The 17,281-nt window shown below is 57.3% G+C and carries 18 protein-coding genes; 10 read left to right on the forward strand and 8 right to left on the reverse strand.

The genetic code is table 11. The features are described 5' to 3' along the window. The 9 genes from fliG (at position 1) to KF767_02015 (ending at position 9,282) form a co-directional block, all read left to right on the forward strand. Positions 1-1,035 carry a flagellar motor switch protein FliG gene (fliG, locus tag KF767_01975; GenBank protein MBX3016629.1) on the forward strand — a complete coding sequence of 345 codons (1,035 nt, stop codon included), beginning with the start codon at positions 1-3 and terminating at the stop codon, positions 1,033-1,035. Then, positions 1,028-1,795, forward strand: coding sequence for a flagellar assembly protein (locus KF767_01980; protein ID MBX3016630.1), 768 nt, complete (start codon positions 1,028-1,030; stop codon positions 1,793-1,795). The genes fliG and KF767_01980 overlap by 8 nt, the downstream gene beginning before the upstream one ends. Further along, positions 1,792-3,123, forward strand: coding sequence for a FliI/YscN family ATPase (locus KF767_01985; protein ID MBX3016631.1), 1,332 nt, complete (start codon positions 1,792-1,794; stop codon positions 3,121-3,123). The genes KF767_01980 and KF767_01985 overlap by 4 nt, the downstream gene beginning before the upstream one ends. Before the next feature lie 10 nt (positions 3,124-3,133). Then, positions 3,134-3,601 carry a flagellar export protein FliJ gene (fliJ, locus tag KF767_01990; protein ID MBX3016632.1) on the forward strand — a complete coding sequence of 156 codons (468 nt, stop codon included), beginning with the start codon at positions 3,134-3,136 and terminating at the stop codon, positions 3,599-3,601. Further along, the gene (locus KF767_01995) at positions 3,585-4,457 is read left to right on the forward strand and encodes a hypothetical protein (GenBank protein ID MBX3016633.1); all 873 of its coding nucleotides are present in this window, start codon (positions 3,585-3,587) and stop codon (positions 4,455-4,457) included. Before fliJ ends, KF767_01995 begins: the two co-directional genes overlap by 17 nt. Before the next feature lie 230 nt (positions 4,458-4,687). After that, positions 4,688-6,244 (forward strand): flagellar hook-length control protein FliK, encoded by a 1,557-nt coding sequence (locus KF767_02000; protein MBX3016634.1) that lies wholly within the window; start codon positions 4,688-4,690, stop codon positions 6,242-6,244. Between the two features lie 109 nt (positions 6,245-6,353). Continuing rightward, positions 6,354-7,385: a flagellar hook assembly protein FlgD gene (locus tag KF767_02005; GenBank protein ID MBX3016635.1), complete on the forward strand. Its 1,032-nt coding sequence runs from the start codon at positions 6,354-6,356 to the stop codon at positions 7,383-7,385. A 19-nt stretch (positions 7,386-7,404) separates the two neighbouring features. Next, positions 7,405-7,848, forward strand: coding sequence for a hypothetical protein (locus KF767_02010; protein ID MBX3016636.1), 444 nt, complete (start codon positions 7,405-7,407; stop codon positions 7,846-7,848). A 150-nt stretch (positions 7,849-7,998) separates the two neighbouring features. Continuing rightward, the gene (locus KF767_02015) at positions 7,999-9,282 is read left to right on the forward strand and encodes a flagellar hook protein FlgE (protein ID MBX3016637.1); all 1,284 of its coding nucleotides are present in this window, start codon (positions 7,999-8,001) and stop codon (positions 9,280-9,282) included. A gap of 396 nt (positions 9,283-9,678) precedes the next feature. Here KF767_02015 and KF767_02020 read toward each other — a convergent pair whose 3' ends face one another. Next, complete coding sequence (locus KF767_02020; protein ID MBX3016638.1) at positions 9,679-10,440, reverse strand: hypothetical protein; 762 nt, start codon at positions 10,438-10,440, stop codon at positions 9,679-9,681. Between the two features lie 153 nt (positions 10,441-10,593). Between KF767_02020 and KF767_02025 the strand changes: the two genes are divergently transcribed. Then, positions 10,594-11,055 carry a cyclic nucleotide-binding domain-containing protein gene (locus KF767_02025; GenBank protein ID MBX3016639.1) on the forward strand — a complete coding sequence of 154 codons (462 nt, stop codon included), beginning with the start codon at positions 10,594-10,596 and terminating at the stop codon, positions 11,053-11,055. Between the two features lie 79 nt (positions 11,056-11,134). Here KF767_02025 and KF767_02030 read toward each other — a convergent pair whose 3' ends face one another. The 7 genes from KF767_02030 to KF767_02060 all read right to left on the reverse strand — a co-directional run bounded on the left by KF767_02030 (position 11,135) and on the right by KF767_02060 (position 17,201). Next, on the reverse strand, positions 11,135-11,848 hold the full coding sequence (locus KF767_02030; protein MBX3016640.1) for an ABC transporter ATP-binding protein: 714 nt from the start codon (positions 11,846-11,848) through the stop codon (positions 11,135-11,137). After that, a complete protein-coding gene (locus KF767_02035; GenBank protein ID MBX3016641.1) occupies positions 11,848-12,633 on the reverse strand; it encodes an ABC transporter ATP-binding protein in 786 nt (261 codons plus the stop codon). Before KF767_02035 ends, KF767_02030 begins: the two co-directional genes overlap by 1 nt. After that, a complete protein-coding gene (locus tag KF767_02040) occupies positions 12,614-13,636 on the reverse strand; it encodes a branched-chain amino acid ABC transporter permease (protein MBX3016642.1) in 1,023 nt (340 codons plus the stop codon). The genes KF767_02035 and KF767_02040 overlap by 20 nt, the downstream gene beginning before the upstream one ends. Continuing rightward, positions 13,636-14,538 carry a branched-chain amino acid ABC transporter permease gene (locus tag KF767_02045; protein ID MBX3016643.1) on the reverse strand — a complete coding sequence of 301 codons (903 nt, stop codon included), beginning with the start codon at positions 14,536-14,538 and terminating at the stop codon, positions 13,636-13,638. Before KF767_02045 ends, KF767_02040 begins: the two co-directional genes overlap by 1 nt. Before the next feature lie 18 nt (positions 14,539-14,556). Continuing rightward, the gene (locus KF767_02050; GenBank protein MBX3016644.1) at positions 14,557-15,693 is read right to left on the reverse strand and encodes an ABC transporter substrate-binding protein; all 1,137 of its coding nucleotides are present in this window, start codon (positions 15,691-15,693) and stop codon (positions 14,557-14,559) included. Between the two features lie 122 nt (positions 15,694-15,815). Continuing rightward, positions 15,816-16,805 (reverse strand): 6-phosphofructokinase, encoded by a 990-nt coding sequence (pfkA, locus tag KF767_02055; GenBank protein ID MBX3016645.1) that lies wholly within the window; start codon positions 16,803-16,805, stop codon positions 15,816-15,818. A gap of 123 nt (positions 16,806-16,928) precedes the next feature. Beyond that, positions 16,929-17,201 (reverse strand): HU family DNA-binding protein, encoded by a 273-nt coding sequence (locus KF767_02060; protein ID MBX3016646.1) that lies wholly within the window; start codon positions 17,199-17,201, stop codon positions 16,929-16,931. Positions 17,202-17,281: the final 80 nt, after the last annotated feature.

A 17,281-nucleotide genomic window follows, 5' to 3' on the forward strand; every position in this document is an offset into this window, starting at 1 on the left:
GTGAAGCTGACGAAACCCGAAAATTTAGAATACGAACAGCTTCGCGGCTTCGAAAAGGCCGCCATCCTGATGAACTATCTGGGACCCAACGCGCTGAAAACGCTGTTGAAGGGACTGGACGACGGGGACATCCGTAAGCTTTTGAACGTGATGCCCAAATACCGGGTCGTGTCGGTCAACGTGACGAAGAAGGTCCTCGAAGAGTTCTTCGAACTCATCAACGAAACCGAAGACTACATCTTTTCGGAAGTTTCCTCCTCGAAAGACGCGATCGTCGCCGCCTTGGGTGAAGAGCGCGCGCGCGGTATCCTGGGTGGTATCAACGTCGTGACCGGCGGCGGTCGCACCCTGGAATCGCTCGAGATGGTCGATGCGAAATCGCTTTCGAACTTCCTGGTCAACGAACATCCCCAGACGGTCGCGGTCATCCTGGCGCACCTCGAGCCCGAGAAGAAGGGTGAGGTTCTGAAGCGTCTGCCCGAAGCCCTGCAGGCCGAGGTCGTTCTGCGTATGGCGAACTTGGACCACGTCGCGCCCGAACTCATCGCCGAGATCGATTCCGTCCTGAAGAAAGAACTGGCGTCCATGAGCTCGGTCGAGCAGACCGCGCTTGGCGGCGTGCAACCCGTGGCCGAAATGCTCAACGTCATGGATAAGAACACGGAAAGTTCGATCATGTCGCGCCTGGAAGAGAAGGACCCGCTCTTGGCGGAAGAGATCCGCAAGCTGATGTTCGTCTTCGACGATATCGTGAAAATCGACGATCGCGGAATCCAGACGCTGCTCAAGGAAGTGCCGAACGATCGCCTGCTGCTGGCGCTCAAGACGGCCAGCGAAGAGATCAAAACAAAGGTCTTCAAAAACTTGTCGCAACGTGCGGCGGACATGCTGCGCGACGATCTTTCGAATATGGGCCCGGCCCGTCTTTCGGACGTCGAATCCGCGCAACAGGAAGTCGTCAACGCCGCCCGCCGCCTCGAGGCGGAAGGCAAGATCCTGATCGCACGCGGTGGCTCGGAGGACGCGCTTGTCTAAACCGATTCGTTTTTCCGAAACGAGCGCTAAAGTCATGGCTTTCGAGCCTCCGGTATTCGAGCTGGGAATCCCCCAGGTCGCGCTAGATACGGCCGAGCGCCAGCAGCAGGGCTCGCGTTTTCGCCTGTCCGAGCTGACCCGGCAGCAAACGGGACTTCACGATCTCGAAAGGGCGCAGTTCGAAGAACTCGTGGAAACCCGCGCCGCGGAACGTTTAAAGGAAATCCAGGAAGCCGCCTATCGCGAAGCCTTCGATCTGGGAATGGTCGAGGGTCGCAAAGAGGCCTTCCAGCAGAACGAAGTGATCATCAAAGAAAAACTCGCTCATCTGGACATGTTGATGGTCTCTTTCGAACGCATCAAAACCGAGATGATGGAATACAACGAAGCGCATCTGGTGCAGTTGGCGTTCCACATCGCGAAGCGTTTAGCGAGTCACGAGATTTCCGTCACTCCCGAGGCGACGCTGAATATCTTGCGCCAGGCCGTGGAAGTCGCGCAAAGCGAGGAAGAGCTGACCGTCATGGTGGCTCCGGACCAGCTCGCGTTCCTGGAAGAACTGAAGACCCAAACCGGGCGTGAGCTCGAGTTCATGAAAAAGCTGAAGTTCGAGCCCGATCCCTCCGTCGGTCATGGCGGCTGCGTGATCCGCAACAACTACGGTGAAATCGACAGTCGCTTCGAAGAGCGCGTCGGTAAACTGTGGGATGCGCTGAAAGAGTCACTGATCAACGTCAAACCCGAGTTGAAAACGGCATGACCGGTTACGAATTGAACCTGCGCAAATACACCGATCTTGTGGACTCGATCCACCTGTCGAAGGACAGCGGTAAGGTCACGGAAGTGACCGGCATGATGGTGAAGGGCTTTTTGCCCGGTGCGAGCGTGGGTTCAATTTGCCGGATCACGCCGACCGGCACCGAAAAGCATTTTCTGGCCGAGGTGGTCGGTTTCAAAGACCAAAGCGTGCTGATGATGCCCCTTCACGAAATGCGGGGCGTGGGTTTGGGATCACGCATCACCCTTGTGCAGCAAAGTGCCTTGGTGCGGGTCAGCGATGCCCTCTTGGGCCGCGTGGTGAATGGGCTGGGGCAAACGATCGACGGCGGCGAGCCGATCGAGTTTAGTCGCGAAGTTCCCCTTTACAGCGAAGTTCGTAACCCTCTCGAACGTCGTCCGATCCGTCAAAGTCTGGATCTGGGGGTGCGCGCGATCAATGCGGCCCTCACTATCGGACAGGGGCAACGGATCGGCATTATGGCCGGCTCGGGCGTCGGTAAGTCCGTCTTGATGGGGATGATGGCGCGGAATTCGAAAGCCGACGTCAACGTCATCGCCCTCATCGGCGAGCGTGGACGTGAGGTTCGTGAGTTCATTGAAAATGATCTGGGCGCAGAAGGTATGGCAAGATCCGTCGTCGTCTGCGTGACGTCCGACCAATCGCCGCTGCTGCGCATGCGGGGCGCGTTCGTCGCGACCGCGATGGCGGAATACTTCTCGGCCCAAGGTAAAAACGTCCTCCTGATGATGGATTCGGCGACACGTTTCGCCATGGCCCAACGGGAAATCGGTCTTTCCGCCGGTGAGCCGCCCGCCTCGAAAGGTTATACGCCGTCGGTCTTCGCGACGCTGCCGAAGCTCTTGGAGCGGGCGGGTTCGTTCGAAGGTGAAGGATCGATCACGGGGCTTTATACGGTGCTTGTCGAAGGTGACGACATGGACGATCCGATCGGGGATTCCGTACGTTCCATCGTCGACGGGCACATCGTTTTGTCGCGTAAACTCGCGCACAAGGCGCATTTTCCCTCTATCGACGTTTTGCAGTCCGCATCCCGGGTCATGTCGGCAGTCGCCGGCAAAGATCACATCAAGCTCGCCCAAAAGCTGCGCGAGGCCTTGGCCGTTTACCGGGACGCGGAAGATCTGATCAACATCGGTGCGTACAAACCCGGCGCGAATCCCAAGATCGACAAGTCGGTGAAGGTCATCGACCAACTCAACGCCTTCTTGAAGCAAGGCGTGGACGAAAAAACGGACATGACGAAAACTCTGCGCGAGCTGCAGGGAATCCTCGTGAATTTCAACTAGGGGACTTTGAGTGAAGGGCTTTCGCTTCAACCTCGAAAACGTGCTGAATGTCCGGCGCACGGCTGAAAACATGGCCCAGCGGGACTTTCAACTGGCCCAGGCCGCCCTCCAAGAAGAGGTCGATCGCCTGCAGCGGATGTTCGACGAAAAAACTCAAGCGTTTCAAGAACGTCACTCGCTGACCACCTCCGGAGGCACGGCCAGCGCAGGTTTGGGGCAGATCCAAGACTTTCTGGTGGGCCAGGAAATTTTGATCAAAAGACAGCAGGCCAAGATCCAGGAATTCGAGACTCAAGTCGAACGTTTGCGGGAAATTTTGCGAGAACGCGCAATTGAAACTAAAATAATTGAGAAGCTGAAAGAAAAACGCCGCGAAGAGTATCTTCAAGAGCGTAATCGTCGGGAAGTTAAAGAAGCCGACGATCAGGCAAGTATGCGTTTCCGTTTCGGTCGGGAGGACGATGAAACCGGGTTATGACGACTTTTTTCGCAAAGCGCGCGTGAACGCGGGCGTCTCGAAGGAGTCCACCAAGGCGCGTTTCGCGCTGGATGAAAACCCGTCGCGCGGTGCTGAGAAACGCAGTGATTCGCGTGGGCAGAGCGCGATGAGTCGTCCGAAAGTGGCGGCCGGTTCCGATCGCGAGCGCCTGGCGATCTTGCGCGATAAAGTGCGCAGTACCCGCAAAGCGAAGCGTCGCAAGTTTCCGTTCAAACTCGTGCTGAGCTCGATGATCGGTTTGCTGGCGGCGGGTGCGGGGCTTCACTATCACGAAGACATCGACAAGTTCCTCAGCCGCGTCGAAATCGGCGCCATGAATACGGCGGTCGCTTCCGAGAAGAAGGCCGCTCCCGCGACTCCCGCGGCGGGCGTGGCGGCGGGCACCGGCGAACGGGCTCCCGCCGCGATCGATCCGAAGGCCACTCGTAAAGAGTGGACCGAAGAAGAAATGAACCATCTGCAGAAACTCGTGCAGCGCAAAGAACAGCTGGATGCGCGTGAAGCCGAACTCAGTCGCCTCGAGGCGGAACTGACCGCGCAAAAGGAAGAACTGGAAAAGAAACTGAAGTCCATGGACGAAACCCGCGTCGGCATCTCGAACATGCTTCAAGAGCGTTCGACTCAAGATGCCGAGAAGGTCGACACCCTGGTGCAAGTGTACTCGAACATGAAGCCCTCCAACGCCGCGAAGGTTTTGGAAACCATGGACGAGGATTTGGCGGTAGAGATCATCGGTCGCATGAAGCGTAAGAACGCGGCCGAAGTTTTGAATTTGATGAAACCCGAAAAGGCGCAGGTCTTCTCGGAAAAGTTTGCGGGTTACCGCAAGAAGTAAATCCACAAGGAGGTGGAATTTTGGAAATTCTCGGGACACGGATGGGCCCGAGTTCAGCGCAGGAGGGGACGGCCCTCAAAGAGACGAAAGAATCGCGTCTCCCGAATCTTTCACCGATCGAGAAGCCCGCAAGCTTCGAGAAGGTGCTAGAAGGCCGGAAAGCTCCGCAAGAACTTCGCCCCGCAGAAACGCGGCGGTCGGAGAAGCAGGAAGTCAGGGAGCGTCTTGAGGTGGCGGAGAAGCCCGCACCGAAAGCGCGAAAGACGAACGAACGTGAAACGGCGATGCTGCAGTTCATGGACTCCATGGAGAGTGAATTTGGCATCACTCCAGCCCGAATGCTGGAGGCAATGGCCGACCTCGATCAAGAGGCACTCGCTCGTTCCCCCGAAGACACCGCTTCCGATCTGATCGCAAATTTGGAACTCCCGGCTGAGGAAGAACCTCAGGCGATGGAGATGTATTTGCAGTTCCTTCAGCAGTGGAAAGACATGCGTGCCGCAAATGAGGCCGCCGACCCGAAGACCGCGAAATCCGTCGCGGGATTGATGGCGGGTGGAGCGATTTTGCATGCGGGTCTTGACGTGAAGCAGGGAGCCGCGCCGGTCGCCGCTGGCGAGCGCCGCGCGATCTTGAATCAGAGCCTGGATCGCATGAACGACAAGTTCTTCATGCGCGGCCCCGTGGCCGAGACGGGCATCGATTCGACGAAGACGGCCGACACACTGTCGCGTCTGTCGGAGCTCGGCTTCGAGCGCGTGGAACCCCAGCTGGTCACGGATCCGCAAATGGCGAAACAGGCGCTGATCGGCAAAGCGCAGGACCTGAAACAAGCGCAGGGCGCGGAAGCTTGGCTCACGGCGAACGAAGCGCCGGTGGTGAGCGACGCCGGGGCGACCTCCGAGCTTGAAGGACTGCTGCGTCAGCTGAACGCCGATCCGATGGCCTTCCGGGCCGAGGTGGCGCAAGCGAACGCGAATCCCGCCGTCTTGAAGCCCGCGTCGGAACCGAAGATCCTCGACATCTCGGCGCTGCAAGTTCCCGGTTTCGGGGCGGCGGCCGCGATCGCGAAGCCGGAAGGCCTGGGCGACTCTTCGCTCGGCGCGGACACCGGTGATGCCGAGGGCGACGCTTCAGGTGGTGGACTGGCCGACGGGCGTGCGGACGCGCAGCTTTTGGGAGCGGACTTCGCGCAGATGTTGCGCACCGAACCCGGAGCCAAAGCGGCCGTCACCGCGGGAACCGGAGTCGCGGGCGCCTTCGCGCTCAATGACACCGAAGCCCAAGGACAACTCGAAGCTTTGAAAGACCAAACCCAGATCATCGCGGCGAAAGGTGGGGGCGAAGCCCGCATCAAGCTGAATCAAGAAGGCCTGGGTGAGGTGCAGTTGAAAGTTCTCGTCCACGACGGAAAAGTGAACGTCGAGATGAAGACGGACAACGCCGAAGCGAAGAAGCTCTTGGAAGGCTCCATCGCGGATCTGAAGCAAAGCCTGTCGTCACACAAGTTGTCGGTGGACAACGTGAAAGTCGACGTGGGCACTTCGGATGCGGGCCAGCAGCAGCGGCAGATGGACTTCCAGCAGGATATGGGCCGCCAGCAAGCGCGTCAGATGATGGAACAATTCCGTCAAGACAGTGCTTCGCGCCGCGATCCGTTCTTCGAGATGTCGGGCATCAAGGCCTACGGACGTAAACGTGCGGAGCTCGATCCCATCGCACCCGCGGGCCCTTCGGCGCCGCGAGTGATGTCGGGACGGGGCGAGCGCATGAATCTCGTGGCCTGATGCACGTCACCGCTTCACGGTCGATAGTTCCTTGGCCCAGTTGAGGTCGGGGCTGGGACGGAAAGTCCTGGCCCCGTGATAAACTAAAACCAATTCCAGGAGTGCGTGTATGAGCCAAGTGGGCATGAAGCTCGGGACAAAGAATTGGAGCGAAGCGAGTCCGAACACCATCACGAAGAGTGACGGTCTGAAGAATCTCGGCGCGAACGAGCTGACGAAACTCGGCGGTGACAACATCGGCGAAGTTCTGAACCGCGTGGCGGATCCGAACTGGATCGATCCCTCGAAGAAGGCCCGTGCGGTCGGCAGCGACAAACTCGATAAAGACGCGTTCATGAAACTCATGATGGCGCAGTTGAAAAACCAAGATCCCACGAATCCGTTGAAGTCGCACGAGATGGCGGCGCAGCTCGCGCAGTTCTCATCCCTCGAGCAGCTGCAGAACGTGAATACCTCTCTCGATGACATGAAGGCGCAAGCGAAACCCACCGAAACCTATCAGTCATTGAACTTCATCGGCAAAGCGGTTTCGGGCGACGCTTCGAAAGTCTCCCGTCTGAAGGGCGACAAGTATCACGATTTCTCTTTCACGCTTCCTGAGAAGGCGACGACCGCGACGATCCAAGTGAAAAACGAAAACGGCGAAGTCGTACGCAAGGTGGAATTGCGCGATCTCAAGCCGGGCGCGAATTCGTGGACGTGGAACGGGCAGAACGATCACGGCCAAGTGCAAACCGTCGGCGAATATCGCTTCGACATTGATGCGAAAAACGAGTTCGATAAGAAGATGGATATCAAAACCGACTTCGAAGGGATTATCAGCGGCGTGAACTATACGCCGGAAGGACCCGTACTTTTGATCGGCAATATGTCGGTGAAACTCAGCGACGTTCGTCAGATCGTGGATCCGTCGATGATCCAGTCTAAGTCGCAGAAAGACCAGAATTCGAAAAATGTTGAAGCTGGACTCTTGAAAAATGCGGACGGCGTCAAGCAGAATAATAATCAAGAGATCGTGCAGACCGATGACGTACAAGGCGCTCCTGATAAGGACGAGAAGCCGGTCGGAAATGTGATGGGGCTGCCGATGTCGCGAGAGTTTCAAGCTAAGCTTGAGGCCGAAACGAAGTTGAGTAAGTAAGCAGGAGATCGAGTAAGTCATGAAAGTCGATAACGGAACTTTGAACAACCAGATCGCGGGCGTCGGAGGAGTCGGACAGACTCAACCGAAAACCGAACGCGTTGGTGGCAAAGGTCCGAGCTTTCAAGACACTCTGACCGCGCTGGAAGGTCTTCAGTACAACCGCCCGGCGGCAGCGCCCACGGCGGTGGCTCCGGGGCTGCAACCGGGTGCGGTGAAATTCTCGAATCACGCGGTCGACCGCATGGTCAGTCGGGGGATTTCGTTCACTCCGGAAGACCTGCAGAAACTCAACGAAGCGGTGGATAAGGCCGCGGCGAAGGGTTCGAAGAACTCGCTCGTGCTGATGGACAATTCGGCTTTGATCGTGAGTGTGAATAACAAAACGGTCGTGACGGTGATGGATAAGACGGCGATGAAAGAAAACGTCTTCACCAACATCGATTCGACGGTGGTGATGTAAGAACCCGTTTGAAAGCGTCCGCGTGACGGACTTTTTCATACGAGTTTTGGTTTAAGGTTTAGGAAGGGCTGGTCCTCCTTGAGGGGGCCCTCCATATAAACTCGGGAGTTGTTTGCTCCTGGGTCAACATAAGTAAGACATGGAGGTCTTATGAGCGTTCTGTCGTCACTGTATACTGGCGTTTCGGGTCTGTCTGCGCACGGTCAAGCATTGGGCGTTACTGCCGATAACATCGCCAACGCGGGAACCACGGGTTTCAAAGCGTCACGCGCGGAATTCCAAGATATTATCGCAAAAAACTTGAAAGGGATCCTGGGCGGTAACCAGATCGGACGCGGTGTTAAAATCGGCGCGGTCAACCCCATGATCAACCAAGGTAACATCGACTCCACTGAAAAAGCGACGGACCTCGCGATCTCGGGTGAAGGTTACTTCAAAGTTAAAGGTACTGACGGCGAATCGTATACACGCGATGGCTCGTTCAAATTCGACCGCGAAGGTTTCTTGATCACGAACGACGGTCAACGCGTTCAAGGTTTCGAAGCCGATGAGCAAGGCAAGATCATGAACAAAGTGGGCGACATCCGTTTCCCGCGCGCGCTCATCCCCGCCAAAGCCACTCAAGAGATCAAGCTGGATCTGAACTTGGATTCACGTGAAGAGCCCACGCGGAAGTTCGATCCTAAAGATCCCTATGCGACTTCGCACTACTCGACCGGCCTGGAAGTTTTCGACTCCCAAGGTAACAAACATTTGATGACCATGTTCTTCAACAAGACCGCGGATCGTCAATGGCAGTGGAGAGGTATGGTTGACGGTAAGAACGTCACCGGCGGTGACGAGGGCGAAATGTCGGAAGTCGCGACCGGAACGCTGAAGTTCACCGTCGACGGGAAGTTGGACTCGCAGGAAGTCACGAACTTGAACATGAACTTCAAGGGCGGCGCGCTCCAGAACCAACAAATCAAATTCAACTTCGGCGACGATATCCAGTCGGGCGGCAAAGGCCTGATCGGCTCGAAGCAGTACGGTAAAGAGTCGGACCTGATGTCGTGGAGCCAGAACGGTGCCGCGGCGGGAACGATCCAGAACATGTCCTTCAACGACGAAGGCGTTCTGACCGCGCTGTACACCAACGGCGAAGCCCGGGATCTTTCGCAAATCGCGATGGCGAAATTCGAAAACCCCGAGTCGATGTACAAAGTCGGTAACAACCGTTTCAAAGAGTCGCGTGACTCCGGATCGCCCGCACTGGGCGCGGCCGGCCGCGCGGGTCGCGGTAAGATCTTCGCGAAGTCGCTCGAGCGCTCGACGGTCGATCTCGCCAGCGAATTCGTCCAGATGATCCAAGGTCAGCGTAACTTCCAAGCCAACGCCAAGACCATTACGACAACCGACGAAATGCTCAACGAAGTCATCCAACTGAAACGCTAATAGGTAAGTGATACCTCTCGGAAAGTACCATGTACTTTCCGGAAGGTAGCAGCTACCGCTCCGGGAGTGTCCGGCGTTCGGATCGGCTTTTCTATTCTTGCACAGTTTAATACTGTGGGCGTTCGGAAGCGCCTTTAGGGTCGGAACCAAAAACTGACCGCAAGGCCTTCCCATGTTCGCGGACCTTTCAGATACCTCGGCTGCGCAGGGCCTCCAACCCCGCGCGGTGCGGTCGCTCACGGCCTCCATCCGTGCGCGATCGTCCGGGGTGCGTGCCTCCATCACCCACTTCGGATCGAAAACGCAAAAAGCCCGGCGCTGACAGAACGCCGGGCTTTTTCTTTGGGTACCACGTACCGCGTGCGGTAGATGGTACCGCACGCGGTACGTGGTACCTTATGCGAGCGAGTCGAAGAGTTCCTGCATGCGGGTGCGTAGACGATCGGCTTCGAGTTGGAGTTGGGCGCGGCGCTCGGTGAGATCTTCGGCCAGGTCCGACGCTTTGAGCTCGGGCACGTATTTTTGGACGCGCATGCGGAAGTTCGGAACTTTGCGCAGGCGCACGGGCAAATTGATTTGCGCGTCCTCTTGGAGTTTGGCGCCGAAGAATTTCGAGAACATCGAGACCGTCTGGATCAGCTCCAGCGGCAAAGGCAGGCGCAGATTCCACTCTTCGGTTCCGCGGTGGATGGCGACCAAAAGCGGCGCTTCGGCACGAATCGCGATCTCGAGAAAGCGCGGGCTCCGGAACGGCTGAATCTCGCTGACGTCACCGAAGAACGTCATCGCACCCTCTGGAAAGACGACGAGGTCGGTCCGCTCCACCGAGCGAAACTGCTCGAGCAGTTCGTCAAAAGATTGCGGAGTCGGGGACTGCGTGACGTATTCGGCGATCGGCTGGGTGATCGGATTCGAGTAGAAGAATTTGTCGATGATTCCACGGGAAATACGGTCGTCGCCGCCATGATCCACCGCTTTTTCGGTCAGCAGACAGATGGGCGGCACCCAACTGATCGGTGTGCCGTGATTCAGGACCACCATCAGCCGCGGTTCCCGCATGAGCTCAGTCATGTCGTCATCGCTTTGGAACTCGAAGCGTTCGACCATGCTGCGAAGGAGCGCTGACAGAAAACCCTGATATTCACCCAGTCTCTTCATGGGCTTGGGTCTGCCAGAAACCCGGACCCATTGAAAGTAAAAGTTAAGTTTGTGCTAGGGTTGGCGCGACCCCCTGGACGAAGGTTTCCCCCGGACTGCCGCTGGGCCCTCGCCTATGGGATTCTGTGGGGGTACAAAACCAAGGAGAATTTCGTGTCGCAACATCTGAGCGGTGTTTACCTCTTCAAAGAATTGACCCCTGACGAACTGAAAATCGTGGCCCACGCCGCGTCCGAGCGTCATTTGAGCCCCGGTGAGGAGGTCTTCATGACCGGCGAAGCGGCGAAATCGTTCTTCGTCATCACCTTGGGGTCAGTGAAAATCTATTCGAACTCATCGAAAGGTGACGCGATGGGAATCGCGAACCTGGGATCGGGCGCCCACTTCGGCGAGATGCCCTTCTTCGATCAAGGAAATCGCTCCGCGACCGCGCAAACTCTTGAGCCCACGCATATGCTGGAGATCGCGTACGCGGACCTTGAGGCTCTTTTCGCCGCGCACCCGTTAATCGCGTTGAAGGTCTACCGCACGGCCGCGCGTTTCATGGCGACTCGTCTGCGCAATACTTTGGGGGACCTCAATCAGGCGAAAGAGTCGAAACTCAAAGCGGGTTGATACGATTCGAGCTCGGAGAAACAAAAAAGGGATGGCACCAAGCCATCCCTTTTTATTTTCCATAGGACAGATCCGAGAATTAGATTCCGAGATAAGATCGGCGAACGGCGTCGTCGTTCAACAGGTCTTCACCACGACCCGACAGGGTGATCTTCCCGGTCTCGATGACGTAAGCGCGGTGCGAGACCTGAAGCGCCATGCGGGCATTCTGCTCGACGAGCAAGACGGTGACGCCCTCTTTGTTCAGCTGCTTCACGATATCGAAAATCTGCGCCACGATGAGCGGAGCCAACCCCAGCGAGGGCTCGTCCAGCAGAAGCAGATCGGGCTTCGACATCATGGCGCGCGAAATCGCGACCATCTGCTGCTCACCGCCCGACAAGGTGCCGGTCATTTGCGCTTTGCGCTCGCGCAGACGCGGGAACAGCTGAAAACAGTGCTCCATGTCCTTGGCGATCTGTTCTTTGTCCTTACGGGTGAAGGCGCCCATCTGCAGATTCTCGAGTACACTCATCTGCGGGAAGATCCCGCGGCCTTCCGGCGACTGCGCCAAGCCCATGGGCACGCGCAAGTGAGCGGGAACGTCGTTGATCGCTTTTCCTTTGAAGGCGATCGTGCCACGGGCGGGAACCATGCCCGACAGCGCCCGCAGAGTCGTCGTCTTGCCGGCCCCGTTCGCACCGATCAACGAGACGACCTCGCCCTTACGAACTTCGAAGCTGATCCCTTTCAGGGCCTGAATCGAGCCATAGAACACTTCCAGATTGTCGACTTTCAATAACGTCTCGGACATTAGTGTCCCCCTTCCGCGGCGCCGGCGCCGAGGTAGGCTTCGATGACGGCGGCGGATTTTTGAATCACATCCGGCGTGCCTTCTTCGATTTTGGTGCCGTGATCCAGAACGACGATACGTTCGCAGATTCCCATGACGAGCTTCATATCATGCTCGATCAACATCACGGTCAGGTTAAACTCTTTGCGGATTTTCGCGATGGTGTGCATGAGGTCCTCGGTTTCCGAGTGGTTCATGCCCGCCGCGGGCTCATCCAGACAGATCATCTTCGGGCGGGTCGCCAAGGCACGCACGATTTCGAGTTTCCGCTGCTCACCGTAGGGGAGCGAGGTCGACTCTTCATGCGCCTTCTTTTCGAGTCCGAAGATCGAAAGCAAAGACATGGCTTCATCACGCAGCTTCTTCTCTTGTTCGAAGTAAGACTTCGACTGCACGACGGGATGGGCGATGCCGTAGGACAAGTGCTGCGTGCCCGCGACCATGACGTTTTCGACGACGTTCAAATCACGGAAAAGGCGGATATTCTGGAAGGTACGAGTCATGCCCAAGCGCGAAACTTGATAAGGCTTCAGACCCTTGATCGATTGACCGTTGAAGTACACTTCACCTTCGGTGGGTTGGTACACGCCGGTCAGCATGTTGAAGCAAGTGGTCTTGCCGGCGCCGTTCGGGCCGATCAATCCCATGAGTTCACCCTGACGGACCGCGAACTCCAAAGAGTCCACGGCTTTCAAACCACCGAACTGAATCGAAATTTTACGGGCTTCAAGTAGATTTGCGGACATACTTCCTCAGAATCTCGCTCAGTTCCTGGCTGCCGAAAAGGCCGCGCGGGCGCAGAATCATCATCAAGATGAGTAACAGGGCGTAAATCAACATCCGCAGGTCGATCCCGATGATCTCCTGCAGGGGGCGAAGCAGTTCGGGAATGACGGTGACGATGGCCGCCGCGAACAGCGAGCCCGACAGACTTCCCATTCCGCCCAAAACCACGATGATCACCGCGTCGACGGACTTCGTGAAAACGAAGGTCTGCGGATTCAGGTAGTTCATATAGTGCGCGAAGATCGAGCCCGCGATACCGGCAAAGAAGCTCGAGATCGCGAAGGCTTGGACCTTGGCGCGGACGGTATTGATCCCCATCGCTTCCGCCGCGATTTCGTCATCGCGGACGCTCAGGAACGCGCGGCCGTGACCCGAACGAACCACGCGCCAGATCACGTAGAAAGTGACCAGGACCCAGAAGAGCGCCAGCCCGTACGAAGTCAAAAAGCGCGAGACCTCGATCGGTCCGAGCATCCAGTTGTCGGGACCTTTCACGTCGTAGAAGCCGCGGGCGGCGCCGACCGCTTCGGTGTTCAGTAAGGTCACGCGGATGATCTCGGCAAAACCCAAAGTGACGATGGCCAAGTAGTCCCCGCGCAGACGCAGCGAAGGCAGGCCGACCAAGAGGCCCGCCAAGGCCGCCATCAAGCCCGCGCAAACACCGAACAGGGGGAACATCACAAGCTGCATGGCGCCGGTGATGGGGCCGACGTGAGTGAACCACTGCTCGGCAAGGTAGGCCGAGGTGTAGGCGCCCACCGCCATGAATCCCGCATGGCCCAGCGAGAACTGGCCGGTGAATCCATTCACGAGGTTCAGCGACATTCCCAAGATCATATTGATCATGATGACGATCATCGTGAACTGGATGAACGAATCGAGGGCGAAGTCGGTCACGAAGCCCAGGACCAGAAGGAATAAGAATACGACGAGGGGACGTCTCCAGATGGATTCGGTCGGCATTAGACTTTCTCCGTGGTGGAGCGACCCATCAGGCCCGCCGGTTTGAAGATCAGGATGACGATCAAGATCCCGAACGCCAAAGCGTCACGGTAAGTCGAGGACCAGTAAGCGACGACCATTTCCTCGGAAAAGCCCATCAGGAGTCCACCCAGAACCGCGCCGGGCAAATTCCCGATGCCGCCCAAGACCGCGGCGACGAACGCCTTCAGGCCGATCATCGTTCCCATCAAGGGATCGATTTTGGGGTACTTCATTCCCACGAGCACCGAGCCGACACCGGCCAAGGCCGAGCCGACCATGAACGTGATCGAGATCACGCGGTTCGGATTCACGCCCATCAAGGCGGCGACCCGCATGTTTTGCGCCACCGCGCGCATCGCCTGTCCCATCTTCGTGCGGTAGATCACGAAGTTCAGGACCACCATCGTGATGATGGTGACCGCGAAGACGGCGACGTCGAGCGTTTTCACTTCGACCGCCGCGATGTTGAAGAGCGTTTCGTTATGCAGAACTTGCGGGAACACTTTCGGGTCCGCGCCGAACACCGCTTGCGCGAAGTACTGCAGGAAAAGGCTGACCCCGATCGCCGTGATCAGGATATTCAACTTCGGCGCGTTCCGCAGGGGGCGGTAAGCCAGGCGTTCGATCGTCAGTCCGATCAGCGCGCAGACAAGCATCGCCGAGCCCAGCAGGATCGCGAGTGTCGACAAACCGGGTTGGCGGTCGATACCCAAATACATCGCGACGTAGTAGGAGCCGAAAGCTCCCATCATGTAGACGTCCGAGTGGGCGAAGTTGATGAGCTGCAAGATGCCGTAGACCATGGTGTAGCCCAGAGCGATGAGAGCGTAGATGCTTCCCAGACTCAGGCCGTTCAGGATGTGCTGGATAAAATCATTCATGAGTTTTAGTTCGGACGATTAAGGGTTGATGGTCGTGATGTACTTGTTGGTGGTCCCTTGGACTTGAACCACCACCGCGCTCTTCACGGCGTTCCGTTGCTGATTAATGGTAATGGTTCCGGTGACCCCGGGGTAATCCTTTGTTGCGGCGATCGCGTCACGGATCGCGGGGCCCGAAAGATCGGGGGCTTTCTCCATCGCGGCGAAAAGCACCTTCGCGGCGTCGTAGCCCGCCGCCGACAGTCCGTCGGGCGACTTGTTGAAACGTTTTTTGAACGACTCCATGAACGCCACCGCGACGGGATCGCTCGATTCGTTGGAGTAGTGGTTCGAGAAGTAGTTCCCGTTAATGGTTTCTTGACCGATTTCGAAGAGCTTCGGGGAGTCCCATCCGTCGCCGCCCATGAGGGGGATTTTCAGACCGAGCTCTGCGGCTTGGCGGGCGATCAGTCCGATTTCGGTGTAGTAGCCCGGAATGAAGATCCCTTCGGGACCGGCGGACTTGATTTGGGTCAATTGGGCTTTGAAGTCGACGTCCTGGGATTGGTAGCTCGTGTCCGCGACGATTTGCCCGCCCATCTCCGTGAACTTTTCGACGAAGACTTTCGAAAGTCCCATCGAGTAATCCGAGTTCACCGCGCGCAGAACCGCGACTTTGCGGAGCTTCAGGTTCTCGTACGCGAATTTCGCCATGACGAGCCCCTGGAACGGATCGATGAAGCAGGTCCGGAAGATGTAGTCGCCCATTTCGGTCACGCGCGGATTCGTCGACGAGGGCGTGATCATCGGAACTTTCTTTTTCTGCGCGATCGGCGCGACGGCCAGCGAGCGCGAACTTGCGACTTCGCCGAGCAGCGCGGTGACTTTTTCTTGCTCGATCAGACGGGTGGCCACGGCGGCGGCCTCTTCGGCTTTCCCTTGGTTGTCCATGGTGATCAGGCGAATCTGTTTGCCTTTGATCCCGCCGGCGGCGTTCGTCTCTTCGACGGCCAAACGGATGCCTTCGTCGGTGGACTTGCCGAACGTGGCTTCCGCACCGGTCATCGAGCCGAAGTGGCCGATGACGATTTCATTTTTGTTGCGTTTGGTGCAGCCGGTAGCGAGTGCAAGAGTGGCTGAAAGGACGACAAAACCGAGGGACCGCCGAGTGATCATGCCTTAAGTCTCCAAAACATTTCTGAAGCGAGTCTTAAGGGTTATCAATCGCCGGTCCGAAGGGCAAGGATTAGGCAGTTTTCCTGAGTGAAGCCGGACCTCTACGGGAAACTTTGGTCGATTTACAGTGCCAAAGTGGACGCAAGCTGAAGATATTCTTTGGGGGCTAACTTTTTGTTTTTGAGAGCGGACTCAAAGGGAACGGTCACTAGGTTGAGTCCATCGAGTCCGATGTAGACGCCGCATTTGCCCTCGAGAAGGGTTTGGACCGCGGCCGCCCCCATACGAGTCGCGAGAATACGATCGGTCGCGCTGGGCGAGCCTCCGCGCTGCTGATGGCCCAGAATACAAACTTTCGGGTCGACGTTCATTTTCTTGCGGATCTGCTCGGCCAGGTCGTAGGCGCGTCCGGGTTTTTGTCCTTCGGCCATGACGATGATCGAGCTGCGCTTGCCGCGCGCGAGACTTGCTTTGATCTTTTCCACGACTTTATCCACCGGCACCGGATATTCGGGAGCCAGAATCTCTTCCGCGCCGCCCGCGATACCCACCGACGCGGCGATGAAGCCCGTATCGCGACCCATGACCTCCACGATGAAAAGGCGGTCGTGCGAGGTGGCCGTGTCGCGAATGCGGTCGATCGCATCTAATGCGGTATTCAGGGCGGTATCGAAACCGATGGTCGAATCCGTACCGTAGATGTCGTTGTCGATCGTGCCGGGAACGCCGACGACGGGAAATTTGTGTTCCGCGAACAGGGCCATGGCGCCATTGAAGCTGCCATCCCCGCCGATGCAGACGGCGGCATCGATGCCCGCACGCCGCAGTTTTTGGTAAGCGTCGGCGCGCACTTCGGGGCGGTGGAACTCCAAGCAGCGACCGGTTTTCAGGATCGTACCGCCGCGCTGGATGATGTTGGCGAGGTCGCGTGATTTCAGGGCTTCAAACTGCTCACCGAGGATGCCGGCGTAACCGCCAATGATACCGACGACTTCGATCTCACGACTCAGAGCCATCCGGGCGGCCGCGCGGATCGCGGCGTTCATGCCGGGGGCATCGCCGCCGCTCGTGTAAATCGCAACTTTGTTCACGGGAGTCGTAAAGGTCAGCATGGCGAAACATTAACACTCGAAAAGGAGGAACGTCGACCGTGGAGCGAGGGCGTGCACATAGCGCATAAAAAAAGGGCCCCGTGGGGCCCTTGATGGAATCGATGCTTCCGAAGAAGCGTCAGATTACTTCACCATCATTTTGAATTCAGCACCGGGGCGGAACTTGGGTGCCCACGAAGCCGGGATCTTGATGGTTTTGCCAGTCTGGGGGTTACGGCCAGTGCGGGCTTTGCGCTTCGCTTTAGTGAAAGTACCGAAGCCGACGATTTTCACATCGTCACCTTTTTTAACGGTCTTTTTGATTGTTTCGAAGCATGTGTTCAGCAGGTTTTCGCACTGAGCTTTGGGCAGGTTTGCTTCAGCAGCGATTTTTTCGATCAGTTGTTGCTTGTTCATCTCTCGAACTCCTTGTTCGTTGTTGATTGTCCGATTCTTTGGACGTTACAGGACGATCAGAAGGTATTTTCCAAACATCG

Source organism: Pseudobdellovibrionaceae bacterium, assembly GCA_019637875.1.
GTDB lineage: Bacteria > Bdellovibrionota > Bdellovibrionia > Bdellovibrionales > Bdellovibrionaceae > JAHBUW01.